Origin of the sequence: Streptomyces sp. ADI95-16, from assembly GCF_003721495.1 — a bacterium.
In the GTDB taxonomy this organism is placed as follows: Bacteria; Actinomycetota; Actinomycetes; order Streptomycetales; family Streptomycetaceae; genus Streptomyces; species Streptomyces goshikiensis.
In genome coordinates this window covers 1,773,039-1,793,279 of sequence record NZ_CP033581.1, presented here as the reverse complement: position 1 = coordinate 1,793,279, position 20,241 = coordinate 1,773,039, and the positions used below count along the sequence as shown (strand labels likewise).

Sequence of the window (20,241 nt, the reverse complement as noted above, 5' to 3'; positions counted from 1 at the left end):
TTGTCCATGTTCAGCAATCTCCGCCGGGCCGTGAGCCGCGGCTACCGGCGGGCCGTCGACCTCAGCCACCCGGCCCGTTCCCCGCTCGGCAGCGCGGTGGTCAACTGCGTGGTCTACCACGAGGGCGTACGGCAGGAGGGCTGCGCCGAGGTCGAGGAAGCCCTGCGCAGGGTCCGCAAGACGGGTGAGGGGTTCGTCTGGATCGGCCTGCACGAGCCCTCGCAGGAGGAGATCGCCGGGCTCGCCGCGCTGTTCGGGCTGCACCCGCTCGCCGTCGAGGACGCGGTCAACGCACACCAGCGGCCGAAGGCGGAGCGCTACGACGACACCCTGTTCTCCGTCTTCAAGACCGTCCGCTACGTCGAGCACGAGGAGCTGACGGCGACCAGCGAGGTGGTGGAGACCGGCGAGCTGATGGCCTTCATCGGCGAGGACTTCGTCATCACGATCCGGCACGGCGGCCGCGGCACCCTCGGCCCGGTCCGTGAGGAACTCGAAGCCTCGCCGGAGCAGCTCGCCAAGGGACCGGCCGCCGTGCTGCACGCGATGGCCGACCACGTCGTGGACGACTACATGGCCGTCACGGACGCCGTGCAGAACGACATAGACGCCGTCGAGACCGCCGTGTTCAGCGAGTACGGCGGCCGCGGTGACGCCGGCCGGATCTACCAGCTCAAGCGCGAACTCCTGGAACTGCGCCGGGCGGTGGCCCCGCTGGCCCGGCCGCTCCAGCAGCTGGCCACGCAGCCGATACCGGTCATCCCGCCGGAGATCCGTACGTACTTCCGCGACGTCGCGGACCACCTGACCCGCGCCACGGAGCAGATCGGCGCGTACGACGCGCTGCTCGACTCGATCCTCCAGGCGCACCTCGCGCAGGTGACCGTCGCCCAGAACGAGGACATGCGCAAGATCACGGCGTGGGCCGCGATCGTCGCCGTGCCGACGATGGTCTGCGGCGTCTACGGCATGAACTTCGACCACATGCCGGAACTCCACTGGACCTACGGGTACCCGGCCGTCCTCGTCGTCATGGCCGTCATCTGCTACGTCATCCACCGGGGCTTCCGCCGCAACGGCTGGCTCTGAACCCTCCGGCGGGCGTCGGCCTTGTCTGCCTTGTCGGCCCGGTCCGCGCCGTGCGCGCTGGCCGGCCCGCCCGACCGCCGGGCGCGGGCCACGAAGTGGGTGACCGCGTCCTCGTACTCGGCCAGCCGCCAGCCCGTCGCGTCCAGCGCCGGGCGCAGGTTCGGCTCGGCGAGCGGGTCGTCGGGGCTGACGGGACGGCCGTGCCGGGCGGCCCGTTCGGCACGGCCCGAGGGGTGGAACAGCAGCAGTTCCGCGCCGGGGGCGCTGACCCGGGCCCACTCGGTCAACGCGGTACGCGGCTGCGGCAGGTGGTCGAGCAGCCCGGCGGCGAAGATCCCGTGCACCGCGCCGGCCGGCAGCGGGAGCCGGCCGCAGTCCGCCACCAGCAGCCCGGCCGGGCCCCGCCGGCCCGCGCGGGCGGCGGCCGTGAGCATGGCCGGGGTCAGGTCCACGCCGAGCACCGTGCCGGCGGCGCCGACCCCCGCGCGCAGCGCGGGCAGGGCGCGGCCGCTGCCGCAGCCGAGGTCCAGGACCGTCTGCCCGGGCGACAGCCGCATCCGGGCGACGGCGGCCTCGTAGGCCGGGGCCTGGTAGGCGAACCGCTCCTCCCAGGCGTCGGCGCGCGGGGTGAAGAAGGCGCGGGTGGCGGTGTGTTCGGCCCGGGCGGCCGCGAGCGCGGCGAACCGGTGGAGCGGGGCGGCGCCGGCCGGGTCCCCGAGCGGGCCCGGCAGCACCCAGGCGCTCCCGCCGAGCCTCCGGAAGCCGTGGCCGTACGCGGCCTCCCCGGCCCCGCGCAGCGGGTCGGCGCCCGCCGCCGCGGGCAGGGGCGGGGGCTGCGCCGCGGCCCGGTCCAGCAACGGCGCCCCGCCGCCCAGCGCCAGCACCGGGACCTCGGCGGCCAGGGCCGCGCGGAGCAGCGGCAACGCCTCGGGCCCGGCGCAGGCCAGGACGAGCGCGTCGGCGCCGGTGAGCGTGGCCGGAAGGGGGTCGCCGTCGCCGGGGCGGCACAGGTGCGTCCGCAGCCCGACGGCCTCGAAGGCGGCGGTCACCGCCGGGGGGAGCGCGCCGCCCGGCTGCGACGCGGGTTCACCGATCACGACTACGGCCATCGGGGCCTCCACCCTCGCTTGCGGGCTCAGACGGCCGCCAGCGGCCGCATATGCGTAAGGATGCCGGATCTGGAGCCGCATATGCCAGGGCCCCGCGCGCCGTACACCGCTGTCGGCGCGCGGGGACACCTCCCTCGGCTCCGGGGGCCGCCGGCAGGGCGAGAGAGCCGCAAACGCCGTGCCGGACCGCCTTCGGAGCGTGCCGCCAGTCAAACAACCGGCGCACCGCCCGGGCGACTGGTTTCGGACACGGAAAAGCCTCCGGTCGCGCGCTCCCGGCCTGGTCAATGATCCAAAGCCGCCGCCCCGGCCGGAGGGGTGTTCCCCGCTCCGAATGTCTGGTAGGAAAGTTTCCTAACGGAATCGGAAAGCCTCAACCCCCCTACGGAGGCCTTGTGTTCACTCCTCAGCGCAAGACGATGGCGTTCGGAGCGCTCCTCGGGACGGCGCTCCTCGCCGCCCCGATCGCCGCTCATGCGACGGCCGCCCCCGCGACGGCCGCATCCGCCGCCGCACACGCGGCCCCGGCAGCCCCGGCGGCCGCCGCCACCGGCCTCGACGACCCGGCGAAGAAGGAGATCGCCATGCAGATCGTCTCCAGCGCCGAGAACTCCTCGCTGGACTGGAAGGCGCAGTACAAGTACATCGAGGACATAGGCGACGAGCGCGGCTACACCGCCGGCATCATCGGCTTCTGTTCCGGCACCGGCGACATGCTCGACCTCGTCGAGTACTACACGCAGGTCAAACCGGGCAACGTGCTCGCCAAGTACCTTCCGGCGCTGCGCCGGGTGAACGGCAGCGACTCACACGCCGGCCTCGACCCGAACTTCACCAAGGACTGGGCGAAGGCCGCGCAGGACGGCGAGTTCAAGAAGGCCCAGGACCACGAGCGCGACCGCGTCTACTTCAACCCCTCGGTCAAGCAGGGCAAGTCCGACGGGGTCGGCACGCTCGGCCAGTTCATGTACTACGACGCCATCGTCATGCATGGCGACGGCACCGACTCCACCAGCTTCCGCAACATCCGCAAGCGGGCGCTGTCCAAGGCCAAGCCCCCGGCCCAGGGCGGCAACGAGACCACCTGGCTGAACGCCTTCCTCGACGCCCGTGTCTGGGCGATGAAGCAGGAGGAGGCGCACAGCGACACCAGCCGGGTCGACACCGCCCAGCGGGTCTTCCTCAAGAAGGGCAATCTGAACCTCAATGCCCCGCTCGACTGGAAGGTTTACGGGGACTCCTTCCACATCGGCTGAATCGGCCGGGGTAGGTCGCAGAGCCGTAACGATGTGGGCGCGGAGACGTCCGCGGCGGTGATGGCAAGAGCGTGTTCGAGCCTGATTCGAAGGGCCCGTGCGTCACTTGGGCCGGACGAAATGCCCGTTGTCGCCCTTGTGTCCTCACCCGGTGTGACATGGCGCGATCAGCGGGTTCCAAGTGGCGCCCGGTACCCATGGGTTTGGTTGATGATCTCAAGGAAAGTGGCTCTTCTGGCGTCTTGCGAACTGGCTTGACCGCCGCGTAAGCGGGGCATAAGTTCTGCCCCGGCTTGCTCCAGCAGGACGGGCCCACGAACCGTCCTCTGGGGGGACTCATGCACTACTACACCGACGTTCTGAAGAAGTACACCGTCTTCTCCGGCCGCGCCCGCCGGCAGGAGTACTGGATGTTCACGCTCTTCAACCTGATCGCGCTGATCATCGTCGCCGTCATCGACAGCCTGATCGGCACGTACCCGCTCCTGTACGCGATCTACGTGCTGGCCGTCCTCCTCCCGGGTCTGGCCGTCGGCGTCCGTCGCCTGCACGACACCGGCAAGTCCGGCTGGTGGCTGCTGATCTCCCTCGTCCCGCTGATCGGTGGCATCTGGCTCCTGGTCCTCATGGCGAGCGAGGGCCACGCCCAGCCGAACGAGTACGGCCCGAGCCCGAAGGCCGTCCACGCCTGATCGGGTCCGTACGCCCGGGTGCGTGAGTGCCTGAGTATCTGAGCGCCGCCACTGGCTGGAAACAGCCGGTGGCGGCGCTCACCCCGTTCCGGGAGGCCGCGCGGGGCACCGGGTGACGCGCGTCTCCCCGAGACTCGGGCAGGGGGCTGTCCAGACCGGCCCGATCACGAGATATCTTGATGTCGAGCAATGTTGCAGACGAGAGACGCAGACTGTGGAGCGGAGCATCCGGTGACTGACTCGACCATCATCTACACGCACACTGACGAGGCCCCGGCCCTCGCGACGTATTCGTTCCTGCCTGTGATCCAGGCGTACGCGTCGACGGCCGGTGTGAATGTCGAGACCCGTGACATCTCCCTGGCCGGTCGGATCATCGCCAGCTTCCCGGAGCACCTGGAAGAGGGCCAGCGCATCGCGGACGCCCTCGCCGAGCTCGGTGAGCTGGCGAAGACGCCGGAAGCCAACATCATCAAGCTTCCCAACATCTCGGCTTCGATCCCGCAGCTGAAGGCCGCGATCGCCGAGCTCCAGGGCCAGGGCTACGCCCTCCCGAACTACCCGGACGACCCGAAGACCGACGAGGAGCGCGAGACCCGCGCCCGCTACGACAAGGTCAAGGGCAGCGCCGTCAACCCGGTCCTGCGCGAGGGCAACTCCGACCGCCGCGCCCCGGCCTCGGTGAAGAACTACGCCAAGGCGCACCCGCACCGCATGGGCGCCTGGACCTCCGAGTCGAAGACGAACGTCGCCACCATGGGCGAGAACGACTTCCGCTCCACCGAGAAGTCCGCCGTGATCTCCGAGGCCGGCACGCTCCGCATCGAGCACGTCGCCGCCGACGGCACCGCCACCGTGCTGCGCGACTCCGTACCGGTCCTCGCCGGTGAGGTCGTGGACGCGTCCGTCCTGCACGTCGACGCGCTGCGCACCTTCCTGAACGCCCAGATCGAGCGCGCCAAGGCCGAGGACGTCCTGTTCTCCGTGCACCTCAAGGCCACGATGATGAAGGTCTCCGACCCGATCGTCTTCGGCCACGTGGTCCGCGCCTTCTTCCCGAAGACCTTCGCCCGCTACGGCGAGACCCTGGCCGCCGCCGGCCTGTCCCCGAACGACGGCCTCGGCACCATCCTGAACGGCCTGGGCGCGCTGCCCGACGCCGACGCGATCAAGGCCTCCTTCGACGCCGAGATCGCCGAGGGCCCGGCCCTCGCGATGGTGGACTCCGACAAGGGCATCACCAACCTGCACGTCCCGTCCGACGTCATCGTCGACGCCTCGATGCCGGCCATGATCCGCACCTCCGGCCACATGTGGGGCCCGGACGGCAACGAGGCCGACACCCTCGCGGTCCTCCCGGACAGCAGCTACGCGGGCGTCTACCAGGCCGTCATCGACGACTGCCGCGCGCACGGCGCGTTCGACCCGGCCACCATGGGCTCGGTTCCGAACGTCGGCCTGATGGCCCAGAAGGCCGAGGAGTACGGCAGCCACGACAAGACCTTCGAGATCGCCGCCGCGGGCACCGTCCGCCTCGTCGACGCCGAGGGCAACACGGTCCTGGAGCAGGAGGTCGCCGCCGGCGACATCTTCCGCGCCTGCCAGACCAAGGACGCGCCGATCCAGGACTGGGTCAAGCTCGCCGTCACCCGCGCCCGCGCCACCGGCGTCCCGGCCGTCTTCTGGCTCGACGAGGGCCGCGCGCACGACGCGCAGCTGATCACCAAGGTCAAGACGTACCTCGCCGACCACGACACCGAGGGCCTGACCATCGAGATCCTCTCGCCGGTCAAGGCCACCGCCTACTCGCTGGAGCGGATCCGTCGCGGCGAGGACACCATCTCGGTGACCGGCAACGTGCTGCGCGACTACCTGACCGACCTCTTCCCCATCCTGGAGCTGGGCACCAGCGCCAAGATGCTGTCGGTCGTCCCGCTGATGAACGGCGGCGGCCTCTTCGAGACGGGCGCCGGCGGCTCCGCCCCGAAGCACGTCCAGCAGCTCGTCAAGGAGAACTACCTGCGCTGGGACTCCCTCGGTGAGTTCCTCGCGCTGGCCGTCTCCTTCGAGCACCTCGCGACCACCACCGGCAACGCCCGCGCCCAGGTGCTGGCCGACACCCTGGACCGCGCGACCGGCACCTTCCTCAACGAGGACAAGTCGCCGAGCCGCAAGCTGGGCGGCATCGACAACCGTGGCAGCCACTTCTACCTCGCCCTGTACTGGGCGCAGGAGCTGGCCCGCCAGACCGACGCCCCGAAGCTGGCGGCCGCCTTCGACCCGCTCGCCAAGACGCTGGCCGAGTCCGAGGACAAGATCGTCGCCGAGCTGATCGCGGTCCAGGGCTCCCCGGCCGAGATCGGTGGCTACTACCAGCCCGACGCGGCCAAGGCCGCGGCGATCATGCGCCCGTCCGCCACGTTCAACCAGGCGATCGCGAGCCTGGCCTGATCCCACGGATCCCACGGATCCTGCGGTACGCCCCGCCCCGGCCGGTATCCACCGGCCGGGGCGGCGGCGTACTCCGGCCCGACGCGTGGCGGGCGGGGTCCCTGGCCGCAGCGGGGTGACGCCCGGGGTCAGAGCCGGTGGACCCGGCCCTGGCCGACGGCCAGCGGGTGCCTGCCGGCCGCCAGGATCCGCAGCCCGGGCGCGATCGTGAGCAGCGAGCGCAGCCAGGCGAGCGCCTCCGCGTCCAGCCGGCCGCTGTCGTCGAGGACGAGCAGCATGTCCCGCTCCGCGAGCCACGACGCGGCGTTCGCCGTCCCGTACGGCAGGAAGGGCATCCCGGGTAGGGAACCCAGCGCGGCCACGAGTTCCCGTACGCCGGTGTCCCGCTCCAGGGCGAGGAGCGCCGTACCGTCGCAGAAGTTGGACGAGATCCGCTGCGCGACCTCCCGGACCAGCAGGCTCCGGGGTGCGCGGAAGCCCCCGGTCACGGTCAGGACCCGGCCCCGCCGTACGGCGGTGAGCAGCCGGGACAGCTCGTCGGACGTGGTCGGCAGTGTTCCGGCGCCGCCGGGTTCCCTCATCGGCACGATGCCCCCCATTGCATGCGTGACCAGTTCCGCGGCGGAGGGTTGATTCGGGCCGCGTGTCGATGATTATGCGTCAGTTCCCCCGTAAGGCCAGGGGAATGGCGGACTCCGGGGAAAACGCCGTGCCGCCGGGCCACGGGCCGGTACCTGTGGTCGGATGGTGATCATGGGCCATGACCACGGTGCACCCCCGGCGGCCGCCGGAACCCTCAGCGGGACGTACCGCAAGCGGCTGCTGTGGACGATCTGCATCAGCGTGTCGATCACCCTCCTCCAGGTGCTCGGCTCGGTGCTGTCCGGCAGCCTCGCGCTGCTCGCGGACGCCGCCCACAGCCTCACCGACGCCATCGGGGTCTCCCTCGCCCTCGGCGCGATCACCCTCGCCCAGCGCGCCCCCACCCCGCGCCGCACCTTCGGCTTCTACCGGGTCGAGATCTTCTCCGCCGTCCTGAACGCCCTGCTCCTCCTCGGCATCTTCGTCTGGGTCCTCTACACGGCGATCGGCCGGTTCAGCGAACCCGTCGAGGTCAAGGGCGGGCTGATGCTCGGCATCGCCGTCCTCGGCCTCGCCGCCAACGGCGTCGGCCTGTGGCTGCTGCGCGACGCCAAGGACCACAGCCTCAACCTGCGCGGCGCCTATCTGGAGGTGCTCGGGGACGCCCTCGGCTCCGTCGCCGTCATCGTCGGCGCCCTCGTCATCCTCCTCACCGGCTGGCAGGCCGCCGACCCGATCGCCTCGATCGTCATCGGCCTGCTGATCATCCCGCGCGCCTACGGACTGCTGCGCGACGCGGCCCACGTCCTGCTGGAGGCCACCCCGCAGGACATGGACCTCGCCGACGTGCGCCGCCACCTCCTCGAAGAGCCCGGCGTGCTCGACGTGCACGATCTGCACGCCTGGACCGTCACCTCCGGCATGCCGGTGCTCACCGCGCACGTCGTCGTCACCGAGCAGACCCTGCGCGGGGAGGGCCACGGGCTGCTGCTGGCCCGGTTGCAGGCCTGCGTGGGCGGGCACTTCGACGTCGCCCACTCCACCCTCCAGCTGGAACCGGAGGGGCACCCGGAGGACGGGAGCGCCCTGCACGCCTGAACGCCGCCGCCGCGTCCAGGGGTACGAAGGCCGCGCCGGGGACGGTTGTCGGGCGGCCGGTAATCGGCTCTACTGCTGTGCGACCCCAACACGGGGCGGACGTACGGGAGAGGGCTCACCATGGCAGCAGAGCGGCGGACCGAACGGCAGGCGCGCCCCCCGTCGCACCGGCGCCGCCCGGGCTTCCGGGGGCGGGGGCCCCTGCTCGCCCTCCTGATCTCCGCCTTCCTGCTGGCCGGCGCCTTCGCCGCCACCGGCGCCGCCTGGGACCCCTTCGCGGACGGCGCGGGCCAGAACGCCTCCGCGCCCGCCCCCGGCACGCCCGGGTCCACGGAGCCCGGCGCGGGCCCCACCACCGGCGCCCCTTCCGGCACGGCGGCGCCCGAGCCGGCCCCCAAGACCCCCGACAAGCGCGCCACCGGCACCCCGGCCGGCTCCGGCGCCCCGCGCCCCGCGGGAGCCCTGCCCTTCGACATGCCCCAGCCGGCGGCGCTGCGCTCCGGCGAGGCGGGCAAGAAGCTGGTGTTCGCCCACTACTTCACCCCGTACCCGCTCTCCCTCGACAACGCCCCCGCCGACGGCGACTACTACACCCGCAACTACCTCGAACCCGCCGGCGAGAGCGGCAAGCACGAGCGCTACGGCGGGCTGCTGCGCGACCGCCCGCTGCCCGTCCCGCCCAAGGGCGGCGACTGGGAGTACGCCAACCTCCAGCAGGAGGTCCGCACCGCCCGCGCCGCCGGCATCGACGGGTTCACCCTCGACATGCTCTCCCTCTCCGGCAAGAACTGGGAGCGGTCCAACCTCCTGATGGAGGCGGCCCGTTCGGTGGACCCCGCCTTCAAGATCATGCTGATGCCGGACATGACCTCGCTGAAGACCGACGACCCCGGCGTCCTCGCCGACGCCCTCGCCGCCCTCGGCAAGGCCCCCGCCGCGCACCGCCTCGGCGACGGACGGCTCGTCGTCTCCCCGTTCAAGGCGGAGGCGAAGAGCGCGCAGTGGTGGACGCGGGTCATCGCCGCCCTCAAGTCGAAGCACGGCATCGGCACCGCCTTCGTCCCCCTCTTCCTCGACTTCGGAGCGCACGGCGGGGAGTTCGCCCCCATCAGCCACGGCTTCTCCGAATGGGGCAGCCGCAGTTACGTGGGCCAGGAGAGCTCCACGCGCGACGCCGAGCGGGCGCACGGCATGGGCAAGCTCTGGATGCAGCCCGTCTCGGTCCAGGACGCCCGCCCCAACCAGGGCATCTACGACGAGGCCGGCAACACCGCCACCCTGCGCTCCACCTGGCAGCACGCCATCGACGACGGGGCCGACTGGGTCCAGCTGACCACCTGGAACGACTACTCCGAGGGCAGCCAGTTCGCGCCCTCCCTGCACAACGGGTACGCGTACCTGGACCTCACCTCCTACTACCTGACCCGGTTCAAGACCGGCGCCTGGCCGAAGGTCGTCCGCGACACCCTCTACCTCACCGCCCGCACCCAGTTCGCGGCCGCCGACCCGACGGGCGCCCAGTCGCTGGTGATGGCCCCGCGCAAGGGCAGCGCCGCGCCCCGCGACACGGTGGAGGTGCTCAGCTTCCTCACGGAGCCGGGGACCGTCCGTACCGCCGTCGGCCCCGCCACGGGCTCCCACGAGGCCGCGGCCGGGATCCACAGCGAACTGCTGCCGCTGCGGGCGGGCAGCGCCTCGGCCGTGCTGGTACGGGACGGGAAGGCCCGGGCGGACGTGGAGCTGCCGTACCCGGTGGACCACACGGTGTCCGTCCAGGACCTCCAGTACTACGCGGCGACCAGCGGCCGCGAGTAGCCCGGCCGCGCCCGCGCGTGCGGGACTGGTCCGGATTCGGTCTCGGATTCGGTCTCGGGTTCGGTTTCGGGAAGGGGTGCGGCGGGGAGAGAGGCTCCGCGCGGCGGGCCGCCCCGAAGGCCCGCGCACGCGGAAGGAGACCCCCCGTGCCCGTGAGCCCCACCCCGTTCCCCGGCGGGCCGGCCCTGTTCCGCCTCGACCCCGGCATCGCCCACCTGAACCACGGGTCCTTCGGCGCGGTCCCCGTCCCCGTCCAGGAGGCCCAGGCAGCGCTGCGGGCCGAGGCCCACGAGGACCCCGACACCTTCTTCGTCGGCGTCGCGGACCGGATCGCGGCCGCCCGCACCCGCGTCGCCGCGCACCTCGGCGCCGACCCGGACGGGATCGCCTTCATCGCCAACGCCACCGAGGGCGCCAACCTGGCCCTCGACGCCGTCCCGCTGGCCGAGGGGGACGAGATCCTGGTCACCGACCACGGCTACGGCACCGTCGTCGCGGCCGCCGCCCGCCGGGCCCCCGTCACCACCGTGCCGCTGGACCCGGACCTGCCCGACGAGGACGCGGTGCGCGAGGCGGTACTGGCCGGCGTCACCCCGCGCACCAAGGTCGCGGTCCTCGACCACATCAGCTCGCCCACCGCCCGCGTCATCGCCACGCCCCGGCTGCTCGCCGAGCTCGCGGCCCGCGGCGTCACCACCGTCGTCGACGGCGCCCACGCCCCCGGCATGGTGGCGGACCCGCTCGCGGGCGGCGCCGACTTCTGGTTCGGGAACCTCCACAAGTGGGGCTACGCGCCGCCCGGCACCGCGGTCCTCGCCGTCGCCCCGGCACACCGCGCCCGGATCCGGCCCCTGGTGCCCTCCTGGGAGGACGGGCACGGATTCCCGCGCTCCGTCGAGTACCGGGCCACCGCCGACTACACCGGCTGGCTCGCCGCCCCCGAGGGGCTGGACCTGCTCGACCGCCTCGACGCCGCCCGGGTACGGGCCCACAACACCGCCCTCGCCGCCCACGGAGCGGCCCTGCTCGCCCGGATCCCCGGCCTCGCCCCGCTCCCGTACACCGACGGCCTCGCGATGCGCGCGCTGCGGCTGCCGCCGGGGAACGCCGAGACCCCGGAGGCCGCCCGCGCGCTGCGGGAGGAACTGGCGGCGCGGCTGCGCGTACGGGTGCTGATCTGGCCCTGGCCGGGCGGCGGCGGCATCCGGGTCTGCGGCCAGATCTACAACCGGCCCGAGGAGTACGAACGCCTGGCCGCCGCGCTCCCGGCCTTCCTGGAATGAGGCGTCAGCCGCGCCGGAGCAGGTACGTGTCCATGATCCAGCCCTTGCGGGCGCGGGCCTCGGTCCGCAGCTCCTCGATCCGGCCGGAGACCTCCGCGAGCCGGCCCTGCACCAGGATCTCGTCCGGGGTGCCCACGTAGGCCCCCCAGTAGATGTAGAGGTCCTTGTCCAGGTGCGCGGTGAAGGCGTGCCGCGCGTCCAGCATCACCACCACGTCGTCCACGTCCTGCGGCCAGCCCTCCGCGAGGCGCCGGCCCGTGGTGATCTGGACCGGGCGGCCGACCCGGTTCAGGTTGGTCCGGTGCCGGGCCAGCAGGGAGGAGATGCTGCTGATGCCGGGCACGACCTCGTGCTCGAAGGCCACCCGGCCCCGCTCCAGCACCTCGTCCAGGATGGCGAGGGTGGAGTCGTACAGCGAGGGGTCGCCCCACACCAGGAACGCGCCCGTCTCGCCCTCCGCCAGATCCTCGGCGACGAAGCGCTCGAAGATCTCGGCCCGCGCGCTGCGCCAGCCGTCCACGGTCGGGGCGTAGTCGGCCGGGGTCCGGTCGCGGTCCGGGTCGCGGCCCTCCACCAGCCGGTGGCCGGGGCGGGCGTGCGCGTCGAGCATCGCGCGCCGCAGCCCGGTCAGGTCCGCCTTCTCCTCGCCCTTCTCCAGGATGAGGAATGCGTCCGTGGCTCCGATCGCCTTGACCGCCTGGAGGGTCAGGTGGTCCGGGTCGCCCGCGCCGATGCCGATCACTGAGAACGTCTTCACCCCGCTATTCTGCCCGTCATGCGTGTCGCCCTGTTCGTCACCTGCGTCAATGACGCGTTGTACCCGCGGACCGGCATCGCCGTCGTACGTCTGCTGGAGCGGCTCGGGGCCGAGGTGGACTTCCCCGCGGCCCAGAGCTGCTGCGGTCAGCCGCAGTACAACACCGGGTACCGCCGCGAGAGCGAACCACTGGTACGACGTACCGCCGCGGCCTTCGAGGGGTACGCGTACGTGGTCACCCCCTCCGGCTCCTGCGCGGCGATGATCCGCGAGCACTACCCCCGGATCGGGCGGAAGGCGGCGGCCGAGGGGCGGGGCGCGGAACTCGCCGAGGCCGCGGCGTCGCTGGGCCCGAGGGTCTACGAGCTGACCGAGTTCCTGGTCGACGTGCTCGGCGTCACCGATGTGGGCGCGTACTTCCCGCACACCGTCACCTACCACCCCTCCTGCCACGGCCTGCGGGGCCTCGGGCTCGGGGACCGCCCGCGCCGGCTGCTCGCCGCGGTCAAGGGGCTGGAGCTGGTGGAGCTGCCCGGCGCCGAGGAGTGCTGCGGGTTCGGCGGCACCTTCGCCGTCAAGAACCCGGACGTATCGGCCGCCATGGGCGCAGACAAGGCGGGCAGCGCGGCCGCCACCGGCGCGGACTTCCTGTGCGGCGCCGACAACTCCTGCCTCGCCCACCTCGACGGCATCCTGCGCCGGCGCGGAGCCCCGCTGCGCACCCTGCACCTGGCCGAGATCCTGGCCGCGACCGAGGAGGAACCCCCGGCATGACGGGCACGTTCATCGGGATGCCGGCCTTCCCCGCCGCGGCCCGGGAAGCCGTCGGGAACGAGGCGCTGCGCGCCAACCTCCGCCGCGCCACGCACACCATCCGCGACAAACGCGCCCGCGCCGTCGCCGAACTCGCCGACTGGGACCGGCTGCGCGCCGCCGGGAAGGCCGTCAAGGACCACACGCTGCGCCATCTCGACCGGTACCTGCTGGAGTTGGAGGAGGCCGTCACCGCCGCGGGCGGGGTCGTCCACTGGGCGGCCGACGCCGAGGAGGCCAACCGGATCGTGACGGGGCTGGTGCTCGCCACCGGAGAGCGCGAGGTCGTCAAGGTCAAGTCCATGGCCACGCAGGAGATCGGCCTCAACGAGGCGCTGGAAGCCGCCGGGATCGCCGCGTACGAGACCGACCTCGCCGAGCTCATCGTCCAGCTCGGCCACGACCGGCCCTCGCACATCCTGGTCCCGGCCATCCACCGCAACCGCGCCGAGATCCGGGACGTCTTCGCGGCGGAGATGGGCGCGTGGGGCCGGCCGGCGCCCGAGGGGCTGGGCGACGACCCGCGCGAACTCGCCGAGGCGGCGCGCCTGCACCTGCGGGAGAAGTTCCTGCGCGCCAAGGTCGCCGTGTCCGGCGCCAACTTCATGGTCGCGGAGACGGGCACCCTGGTCGTCTTCGAGTCCGAGGGCAACGGCCGGATGTGCCTGACCCTGCCCGACACCCTGATCTCGGTCGTCGGCATCGAGAAGGTGGTGCCGACCTTCCGCGACCTGGAGATCTTCCTCCAGACCCTGCCGCGCTCCTCCACGGCCGAGCGGATGAACCCGTACACGACCATGTGGACCGGGCTGGGTCCGTCGAAAGGGGCGGACGGCGACGGCCCCTCCGCCTTCCACCTCGTGCTCCTCGACAACGGCCGCACCGACACCCTCGCCGACGAGGTCGGCCGCCAGGCGCTGCGCTGCATCCGCTGCTCCGCCTGCCTCAACGTCTGCCCGGTCTACGAGCGCGCCGGCGGCCACGCCTACGGCTCCGTCTACCCCGGCCCGATCGGCGCCATCCTCAGCCCCCAACTCCGGGGCACCGGCAGCGAGATCGACGCCTCGCTGCCCTACGCCTCCACCCTGTGCGGGGCCTGCTACGAGGTCTGCCCGGTCGCCATCGACATCCCCGAGGTCCTGGTCCACCTGCGTGAACGGGTGGTCCAGGGCGGACCGGTGACCCGCGAGGGCGTCCGCGTACGGATCCGCCCGGCCCGGGGTCACGCCGCCGAACGGGCCGCGATGCGGGCCGCCCGGCGGCTCCTGGACCACCCGGGGGCGCTGCGCGCGGGGGAGCGGCTGCTGGCCCGCGCCCGGCGGCTGCGGCCGCGCCGGCTGCCGGGGCCCGGGCGGGCGTGGACGGACAGCCGCGAGCTGCCGGAACTCCCGGCGGAGCCGTTCCGGGACTGGTGGGCGCGGGAGCGGGGAGAGCGGGACCGGGAGCAGCCGGAGCGGGGAGAGCGGGACCGGCAGCAGCCGGAGCGGGGAGAGCGGGACCGGCAGCAGCCGGAGCGGGGAGGGCGGGCATGAGCAGCAGGGACCGGATCCTGGGCCGCATCCGCCGCGCGACGGAGACCGCCGCCCCCGCCCCCGCCGTCACCCGGGACTACCTCCGGGTCCACGGCGCCCGCACCCCGGCCGGGGCGGCGGACCTCCTCGCCGCGAACCTCGCCGAGTACCGGGCGAAGGTGCACCGGACCGACGAGGACGGCCTCGCGCCGCTGCTGGCGCGGCTCCTCGCCGCGCGGGGCGCGGGGAGCGTCCTCGTACCGGCCGGGCTGCCGCCGCACTGGCTCGCGGCGGCGGCTCCGGCGCGGGTCCACGACCGGGCGGAGTCCACCCCGTACGAACTGGACGCGGTGGACAGCGTGGTGACCGGCTGCGCCCTCGCGATCGCCGAGACCGGCACGATCGTCCTCGACGGCGGCCCCGGGCAGGGCCGGCGGCGCATCACCCTGGTTCCGGACCACCACGTCTGCGTGGTGCGGGTACCGGACCAGGTGGTGGACTCCGTCCCGCGGGCACTGCCGCTGCTGGACCCGACCCGCTCGCTGACCTGGATCTCCGGCCCCTCGGCGACCAGCGACATCGAGCTCGACCGGGTGGAGGGCGTGCACGGCCCCCGCACCCTGGAGGTCGTACTCCTCGGCGCACAATAGGCGTCATGTCCGCACACATCGCCCTCACCTCCCTCGTCGTCCACGACTACGACGAGGCCATCGACTTCTACACCCGGGCCGTCGGCTTCGACCTCGTCGAGGACACCGCCCGGCCGGACGGCTCGCGCTGGGTCGTGGTCCGCCCGCGCGGCGCCCGCGAATCGGCCCTCCTGCTGGCCCGCGCCAAGGACGACGCCCAGCGCTCCCGGGTCGGCGACCAGACGGGCGGCCGCGTCGGCTTCTTCCTCCACACCGAAGACTTCGCGGGCGACCACGCCCGGATGACCGCCGAGGGCGTCCGCTTCCTGGAGGAGCCGCGCCACGAGCCGTACGGCTCCGTCGCCGTCTTCGAGGACCTCTACGGCAACCGCTGGGACCTGCTCCAGCCGAAGGCCGCGTAGCCAGGCTCAGCGGAGCCGGGGCGCCTCGGCCGCGGCGTCGACGCGTTCCCCGGCCGCCACCCGGTGGGCCAGCTCCCCGGCCCACCGGACCAGCCCGGCCACGTCGATCCCGTGGGCCCGCCCCGCCTCCCACCCGGCCAGCGCGTCGGCTCCGCGCCGCAACAGGCGCGCCCCGCCGACCGTGTTCCCGCGCGCGGAGTGCGTCAGCCCGACCGCCAGCTGCGCCAGCGCCTTCCACAGCGGGGCCTCGCCCTGCGGCCCGGTCTTCCAGGCGTCCTCGAACACCTCGTGCGCGTGGAAGGGCATCCCCGCGTCCAGCAGCCGCTGCGCCTCCCGCACGGTCTCCTCCGGGGTCCGCGCCACCCCCTCGGGCTGCCGCTCCACCCCGGGCGCCCCGTAGGCCAGCGGCCGCCCCAGCCCGTCCCGCGGCCGAGCGCTCCGCGCCCGCCCCTCGGCGTCCCGATCCCGTGTGTTCACCCCCTCATCCTCCCTCCCGGCGATTACCGGTGCATGCACACCCCTCGGCGTGGGGTAATGTTCTGCATGTGCCGCCGGGCGGGAAACCCCAAGTGGGAAGCCCAGTCGGAAGCACAACGGGACGTGGCGCAGCTTGGTAGCGCACTTGACTGGGGGTCAAGGGGTCGCAGGTTCAAATCCTGTCGTCCCGACTCGAAAGAGTCGCAGGTCAGAGGCGGTTTTGGGGCAACCCAAAACCGCCTCTGACTCGTTTTTGGGGACCAGCTGGGGACCAGTCCCAGCTGAGTAAGTTTGTGGCGCACCTTGACTGGGTCAAGGTGCGCCACAAGTGCGTAGGAGGCGCCTGCGCGAGGGGCAAGCGACCGGGTGCAACGAGGTCGGCAAGCCTAGGTCCTACGAAGCGCAGCCAGGACGGCAGCTCACTTCCGTCCTTCCAACCCCCGCCAGAAGTCGTCGACGTCCGGACGAGTCCCGTCGTTGGCGAGGATCGTACTGGCGTTGGTCTTCAAGCGGAGACGCACCTTCCGTTCGCCACTTGCAGAAAAGGGCTCGACCACGGCCAGGGACGCGTCGTCGAGAGCCTTGACGAACTTGCGCCACGAGGCGGCACCGTACGTCAGAGCCCAGGACAGACGAGTGTCCTCCGGCGTTTGGTCCTGTCGCAGCACGACGGCGTGCTCTGCCCTTCGGGACAGGCACCCGAGAAAATACAGGCTGGCCTGCGTCAGGGCAGACAGTTTGGGTTGGACTGCGGGATCCGCGTCGACCACGTGTACGCCATGCGTGCGCAGTGCCGCGAGAACCTCGTCATTGCGGTCCGCGAACGTGTCAGGCTTAAGGAGGAGCTGCGCCAGATGCTTATGCTGCACTCCGCGGAGGCCCGACAGGTCCGGCGAGACGAGCTCGGACCGCATGCGCTTGATTGGGGTGGACTGGACGGACAGCTGCCAGCCCTTGCTGGACGGCAGGACCAGCGAGTCGACTTCGCAGTCGATCAGTCGCCCTCCGGGGCATTCGATTGCACTGAGGTCGAGCTCCTCGGAGAAGACCGCGCCGACAATGCTGGTGTTGGGCATGCGGCCCGTGGCGCGGATGACGGCTGTCCACAGGGCCCCTAGGTTCGTGGAGGCCACCGTCGTGCCCTCCGTGTGGTCCGCAGCCGTCCGCAGTCCGGCGAGGGCTGCAGCCGTGGTGTCCGGGCCCGCCGCGGCGACGATGCGAACGACGGTAGCCGACCGCCAGTGGGACTCTTTCAACATCCTTTCGAACTGACCGACCTGTCCCTCGCGCAGGTAATGGCCGATGGCGCCAGCGAGGAATTGGTCGAAGAACAGCTCGTGTTGGAACTGAAACCGGCTGGTCGAAGCGTCCCCCGAGACGCCGGTTAGCCCGCACAGCACTGGCAGCCGCTTCTGCAGTCCCTTTCGGGAGCTCAGCTCCGCGACTATGGCCTGCTCCGCAGCGCCCTCAAGGTCGCTCACGGCCGCTTCGCGCTCCTCATTGCCGGCCATGGTCTCCGCCACGAGTTCGAACACACGATTCAGTTCGTCACGGTTGAGAAGCGCACCATTTCCGTCTTCGGCAGCGAGCTTCCGCTCTTCTCGGGCCACGTACTGGCTGAGGAGTTGTTGCGTCAGCGAATTGTCCTGGAGGCCTGTCCGTGAATCGGGGCTGCGCTGGATCTCTGCGAAGGCACGCGCGAAGAACGGGAGCCCGAGGAGCTCGCGGTCCTGTGGCGACAATGTCTCGATGGCTGAAGCCGAGACGCCGTAGTCCGCGAGGAAGGATGCAGTGTCCGGTCGGCGCCAGCGCTGCACCTCCGCGATGCGGTGCTGTACGAAGGGCATTCCTTGTTCCGTGGCTCGTTCCGCGCTGGCTCGGTACTGACCCATGTAGTACGAGGAACGTGCGGACACCACGACAACCCCTCGGCCCCCGAGCTCGCTGAGCCACGGACGCAGGGAGCCGAGGGCGTCGCTGTAGCCGGCGCCTCCGAGCAGCTCGTCGAATCCGTCGATGAGTAGGATCATCAGACCGTTTCGGCAGAGCGCCTTGACCCCTCCATCAGTTAGGTTGCGCGTGGCGGTGACAGCTCCGTTGACCACTGTCGTGAGGCTGTCCAGAACGTGGCCCGTTGAGCGGACATAGAGGAACAGTGGAAGGTCACAAGCGCCCTTCTCCAGCAGCTCCTGCTCGACCTGTCGCGCTCGTGACCGAGCGGCGTCGACCATAGCGCGTGTCTTGCCGATCCCCGCCTCGCCGTTGATGAAGACCACCTGGGTCTGGCCGCGATTTGCCTGCAGGTCCTTATCGACGGAGCCGACCAGGTCCGCGAAGGAGCACTCAGGCTGCTTGTGGCTGCCGTCCATGTCGGACACGACGACGCGGGCCATCCGGGTACTCTGATGCGGCTCCGTCGGCCACCCCAGCGTCTCGCGCTCGTCCTGCGCTAGACGAGTCTCCATCTGCTCCATGCGCTGGCGGAACCGGGTGGCTACGACCTGCCAGTTGGCAAGGTCGCGGAGGTATCGAGAGTAGGGGACCCAGAGGTCCGCGTGCTGCCATTCCCTCGTGTTATCGGGACCGAGCCGGAAGTAATCGCGGCGTGGCATGGTGCCGTCGGAGGTCGCCTTGTCCCAGTAGTACTCGAACCCGTGCTCTCGATCCGCGTAAAGAGGTTCGGTGTCCTCTTCGGCGAAGCCTTTGAGGTCCCTGCCTGCATCTTCGATGAAATCCCGCAGCGTGCGATCAGTCCGTGGGGCCTTCAGGAGAAGGTTGAGCGCCACGATGAGGGATTCGTCCGAGGGAACCCGGATGGCATTTCGCGTATCGAAGCACATGTATCCAGGGCCACCGCTGCGGGCGGATCGTGAGTACAGGTGCCAGGTGCCAGCCTGTGTCACGTACACGAGCGGCCATAGCAGCACTTCTTCCCCACCCCAGGCGAAGACCGGCCGCTGTTCGTCGCTGCCAGCGGCCTCGATGCGGACATCGGCACCGTCCAGGCACTCTGTGATGGCTTCCGTGATGCCGTGCACCAGGCTGTCGAGGGTTGCTGATTCCGCATGGCCGGTCGGCAGCGGACCGCCGTGACTGATGTGGTCCCGGAGACGCTTGACGTTGCGGAACTCCGGAGGCGCGCTGGGATCCCCACGATCGAAGAGAGTGAGGGATCGGGACACCGCACGCGCCACCAGCGCCTGAGGCGAACCCGGGCAGTCCATGAGCTGACGGCTGTTCGCGCGGAGCAGTGAGATCCATTCTCCGAGGCCGGGGGATCGGCCGATCTTGGGAGCTTGGGAGCCCGAGGCGCGGATAGCGGCGGTGGAGAGGAGGGTGAGAAAGCGCATCTCGAAATCGAGGACGGCGAAGCCCTCGTGGACGCTTCTCGGTCTCCCTTCTGGGACGGAGGGATACGCCGACAGCATACTATGGAAGATTGACCTTGGCGTCCAAGTCACCGTCTGCTCCAAGGAGTTCGCGTATTCGGGGCTGTCGAACCCTACCGCCCGGGCGGTTCCTGAAGGGGAGTCCCCTCTCTGTGTCGATCACCAACACGGCGTAGTGCGGTCCAGCCGCCCATTCCGTCCGGCGTTTATCTCCTCGCTTGCCTTGCGGGTGGCGCGGAGCTTCGAGTCGCGTGAGACGTCCATGGCGTACAACTCCGCGGAGAAGGGCGGCAGGAGCTCCTCCTGGCCTTGGAGCGTTCAGCAGGTCCGCGGCAATGCCTTGTGGCGTGCCTACCTCGACAGTCAGGGCTGTGGTGCGGCGACGAAGGGGAGCGTGGGGGTGGACAACCCCGTTCGGAATCTCGTAAGCTTTGTCCGAATTTCCGAATCAGGGCGGCGGGGGATCACCATGGCCGGACATGCCATCACTGTGGACGATGAGGTCTTCGAGCGGCTCCAGCGCGAAGCGCAGCCTCTGGTGGACACTCCGAACAGCGTCCTGCGCAGAATCCTCAACATGGACGGTCCAAGCGGTGGCGGCCAGCGGCGGCGCAAGCCTTCGCTTGCGCCTCTGCTCGCGAAGGGCCTCGTCAGTCCCGGCCAGCGGCTCACCTGGCAGCGCCGGCATCTGGGCGTCACGTACGCGGCCCAGGTGACCGAGGAGGGCCGGCTGCGACTGGAGGACGGCGCGGTCTGCGACTCGCCCTCCGGCGCCTGCGAGGCGGCGGCCCGGTGCAAGATCAACGGGTGGGACGTGTGGTGCACTGACGACGGCACGCCGCTCGCGGATCTCCGCGCCAGGGTGTGA

17 protein-coding genes and 1 tRNA gene are annotated in these 20,241 nt (G+C 71.5%); 13 read left to right on the top strand and 5 right to left on the bottom strand.

Annotation, left to right across the window (positions count from 1 at the left end; all coding sequences use genetic code 11):
• Window positions 1-6: 6 nt before the first annotated feature.
• Window positions 7-1,089, top strand: coding sequence for a magnesium/cobalt transporter CorA (gene corA, locus EES41_RS07570; RefSeq protein WP_123076748.1), 1,083 nt, complete (start codon window positions 7-9; stop codon window positions 1,087-1,089).
• On the opposite strand, the gene EES41_RS42865 is transcribed toward corA, so the two are convergent.
• Entirely contained in the window at window positions 1,047-2,198 is a 1,152-nt protein-coding gene (locus EES41_RS42865; RefSeq protein ID WP_254211372.1) for a class I SAM-dependent methyltransferase, read from the bottom strand. The genes corA and EES41_RS42865 overlap by 43 nt on opposite strands.
• 419 nt (window positions 2,199-2,617) lie before the next feature.
• On the opposite strand from EES41_RS42865, the gene EES41_RS07560 reads away from it, so the two are divergent.
• The 3 genes from EES41_RS07560 (at window position 2,618) to EES41_RS07550 (ending at window position 6,597) form a co-directional block, all read left to right on the top strand.
• Window positions 2,618-3,454 (top strand): chitosanase, encoded by an 837-nt coding sequence (locus EES41_RS07560; RefSeq protein WP_123076746.1) that lies wholly within the window; start codon window positions 2,618-2,620, stop codon window positions 3,452-3,454.
• Window positions 3,455-3,792: 338 nt separating this feature from the next.
• A complete protein-coding gene (locus EES41_RS07555) occupies window positions 3,793-4,146 on the top strand; it encodes a DUF805 domain-containing protein (RefSeq protein ID WP_123076744.1) in 354 nt (117 codons plus the stop codon).
• Between the two features lie 231 nt (window positions 4,147-4,377).
• Window positions 4,378-6,597 carry an NADP-dependent isocitrate dehydrogenase gene (locus tag EES41_RS07550; RefSeq protein ID WP_123076742.1) on the top strand — a complete coding sequence of 740 codons (2,220 nt, stop codon included), beginning with the start codon at window positions 4,378-4,380 and terminating at the stop codon, window positions 6,595-6,597.
• A gap of 128 nt (window positions 6,598-6,725) precedes the next feature.
• On the opposite strand, the gene EES41_RS07545 is transcribed toward EES41_RS07550, so the two are convergent.
• Complete coding sequence (locus tag EES41_RS07545) at window positions 6,726-7,184, bottom strand: hypothetical protein (protein ID WP_164495787.1); 459 nt, start codon at window positions 7,182-7,184, stop codon at window positions 6,726-6,728.
• A 157-nt stretch (window positions 7,185-7,341) separates the two neighbouring features.
• On the opposite strand from EES41_RS07545, the gene EES41_RS07540 reads away from it, so the two are divergent.
• From EES41_RS07540 to EES41_RS07530, 3 genes are all read left to right on the top strand, one after another.
• Window positions 7,342-8,277, top strand: coding sequence for a cation diffusion facilitator family transporter (locus tag EES41_RS07540; protein WP_123076738.1), 936 nt, complete (start codon window positions 7,342-7,344; stop codon window positions 8,275-8,277).
• A gap of 120 nt (window positions 8,278-8,397) precedes the next feature.
• On the top strand, window positions 8,398-10,092 hold the full coding sequence (locus EES41_RS07535; protein WP_254211371.1) for a glycoside hydrolase family 71 protein: 1,695 nt from the start codon (window positions 8,398-8,400) through the stop codon (window positions 10,090-10,092).
• A 146-nt stretch (window positions 10,093-10,238) separates the two neighbouring features.
• Entirely contained in the window at window positions 10,239-11,375 is a 1,137-nt protein-coding gene (locus EES41_RS07530) for an aminotransferase class V-fold PLP-dependent enzyme (protein WP_123076736.1), read from the top strand.
• Between the two features lie 4 nt (window positions 11,376-11,379).
• On the opposite strand, the gene cobF is transcribed toward EES41_RS07530, so the two are convergent.
• Window positions 11,380-12,132, bottom strand: coding sequence for a precorrin-6A synthase (deacetylating) (gene cobF / locus EES41_RS07525; RefSeq protein ID WP_123076734.1), 753 nt, complete (start codon window positions 12,130-12,132; stop codon window positions 11,380-11,382).
• 18 nt (window positions 12,133-12,150) lie between these two features.
• On the opposite strand from cobF, the gene EES41_RS07520 reads away from it, so the two are divergent.
• From EES41_RS07520 to EES41_RS07505, 4 genes are read left to right on the top strand one after another with little or no spacing between them, the layout of a single operon-like run.
• Entirely contained in the window at window positions 12,151-12,906 is a 756-nt protein-coding gene (locus EES41_RS07520) for a (Fe-S)-binding protein (RefSeq protein ID WP_123076732.1), read from the top strand.
• Window positions 12,903-14,477 (top strand): lactate utilization protein B, encoded by a 1,575-nt coding sequence (locus EES41_RS07515; protein ID WP_123076730.1) that lies wholly within the window; start codon window positions 12,903-12,905, stop codon window positions 14,475-14,477. The genes EES41_RS07520 and EES41_RS07515 overlap by 4 nt, the downstream gene beginning before the upstream one ends.
• Window positions 14,474-15,106: an LUD domain-containing protein gene (locus EES41_RS07510; RefSeq protein WP_123076728.1), complete on the top strand. Its 633-nt coding sequence runs from the start codon at window positions 14,474-14,476 to the stop codon at window positions 15,104-15,106. The genes EES41_RS07515 and EES41_RS07510 overlap by 4 nt, the downstream gene beginning before the upstream one ends.
• A gap of 5 nt (window positions 15,107-15,111) precedes the next feature.
• Window positions 15,112-15,507 (top strand): VOC family protein, encoded by a 396-nt coding sequence (locus EES41_RS07505; protein ID WP_123076726.1) that lies wholly within the window; start codon window positions 15,112-15,114, stop codon window positions 15,505-15,507.
• Between the two features lie 6 nt (window positions 15,508-15,513).
• Here the strand turns inward: EES41_RS07505 and EES41_RS07500 are convergent, their stop codons facing one another.
• Window positions 15,514-15,984: a DUF309 domain-containing protein gene (locus tag EES41_RS07500; protein ID WP_123076724.1), complete on the bottom strand. Its 471-nt coding sequence runs from the start codon at window positions 15,982-15,984 to the stop codon at window positions 15,514-15,516.
• A 117-nt stretch (window positions 15,985-16,101) separates the two neighbouring features.
• Between EES41_RS07500 and EES41_RS07495 the strand changes: the two genes are divergently transcribed.
• Window positions 16,102-16,175, top strand: a tRNA-Pro gene (locus tag EES41_RS07495).
• Window positions 16,176-16,403: 228 nt separating this feature from the next.
• On the opposite strand, the gene EES41_RS07490 is transcribed toward EES41_RS07495, so the two are convergent.
• Entirely contained in the window at window positions 16,404-19,334 is a 2,931-nt protein-coding gene (locus EES41_RS07490) for an NACHT domain-containing NTPase (protein WP_216827252.1), read from the bottom strand.
• Between EES41_RS07490 and EES41_RS07485 the strand changes: the two genes are divergently transcribed.
• Window positions 19,321-20,241, top strand: a complete 921-nt coding sequence (locus EES41_RS07485) for a hypothetical protein (protein WP_216827251.1) — start codon at window positions 19,321-19,323, stop codon at window positions 20,239-20,241. The two genes, EES41_RS07490 and EES41_RS07485, sit on opposite strands and share 14 nt — an antisense overlap.

Coding starts and splice junctions, on each gene's coding strand:
- corA (WP_123076748.1), top strand. CDS start 7: ATGTTCAGCAATCTCCGCCGGGCCGTGAGCCGCGGCTACCGGCGGGCC.
- EES41_RS42865 (WP_254211372.1), bottom strand. CDS start 2,198: ATGGCCGTAGTCGTGATCGGTGAACCCGCGTCGCAGCCGGGCGGCGCG.
- EES41_RS07560 (WP_123076746.1), top strand. CDS start 2,618: ATGGCGTTCGGAGCGCTCCTCGGGACGGCGCTCCTCGCCGCCCCGATC.
- EES41_RS07555 (WP_123076744.1), top strand. CDS start 3,793: ATGCACTACTACACCGACGTTCTGAAGAAGTACACCGTCTTCTCCGGC.
- EES41_RS07540 (WP_123076738.1), top strand. CDS start 7,342: ATGGTGATCATGGGCCATGACCACGGTGCACCCCCGGCGGCCGCCGGA.
- EES41_RS07535 (WP_254211371.1), top strand. CDS start 8,398: ATGGCAGCAGAGCGGCGGACCGAACGGCAGGCGCGCCCCCCGTCGCAC.
- EES41_RS07520 (WP_123076732.1), top strand. CDS start 12,151: ATGCGTGTCGCCCTGTTCGTCACCTGCGTCAATGACGCGTTGTACCCG.
- EES41_RS07515 (WP_123076730.1), top strand. CDS start 12,903: ATGACGGGCACGTTCATCGGGATGCCGGCCTTCCCCGCCGCGGCCCGG.
- EES41_RS07510 (WP_123076728.1), top strand. CDS start 14,474: ATGAGCAGCAGGGACCGGATCCTGGGCCGCATCCGCCGCGCGACGGAG.
- EES41_RS07505 (WP_123076726.1), top strand. CDS start 15,112: ATGTCCGCACACATCGCCCTCACCTCCCTCGTCGTCCACGACTACGAC.
- EES41_RS07490 (WP_216827252.1), bottom strand. CDS start 19,334: ATGCGCTTTCTCACCCTCCTCTCCACCGCCGCTATCCGCGCCTCGGGC.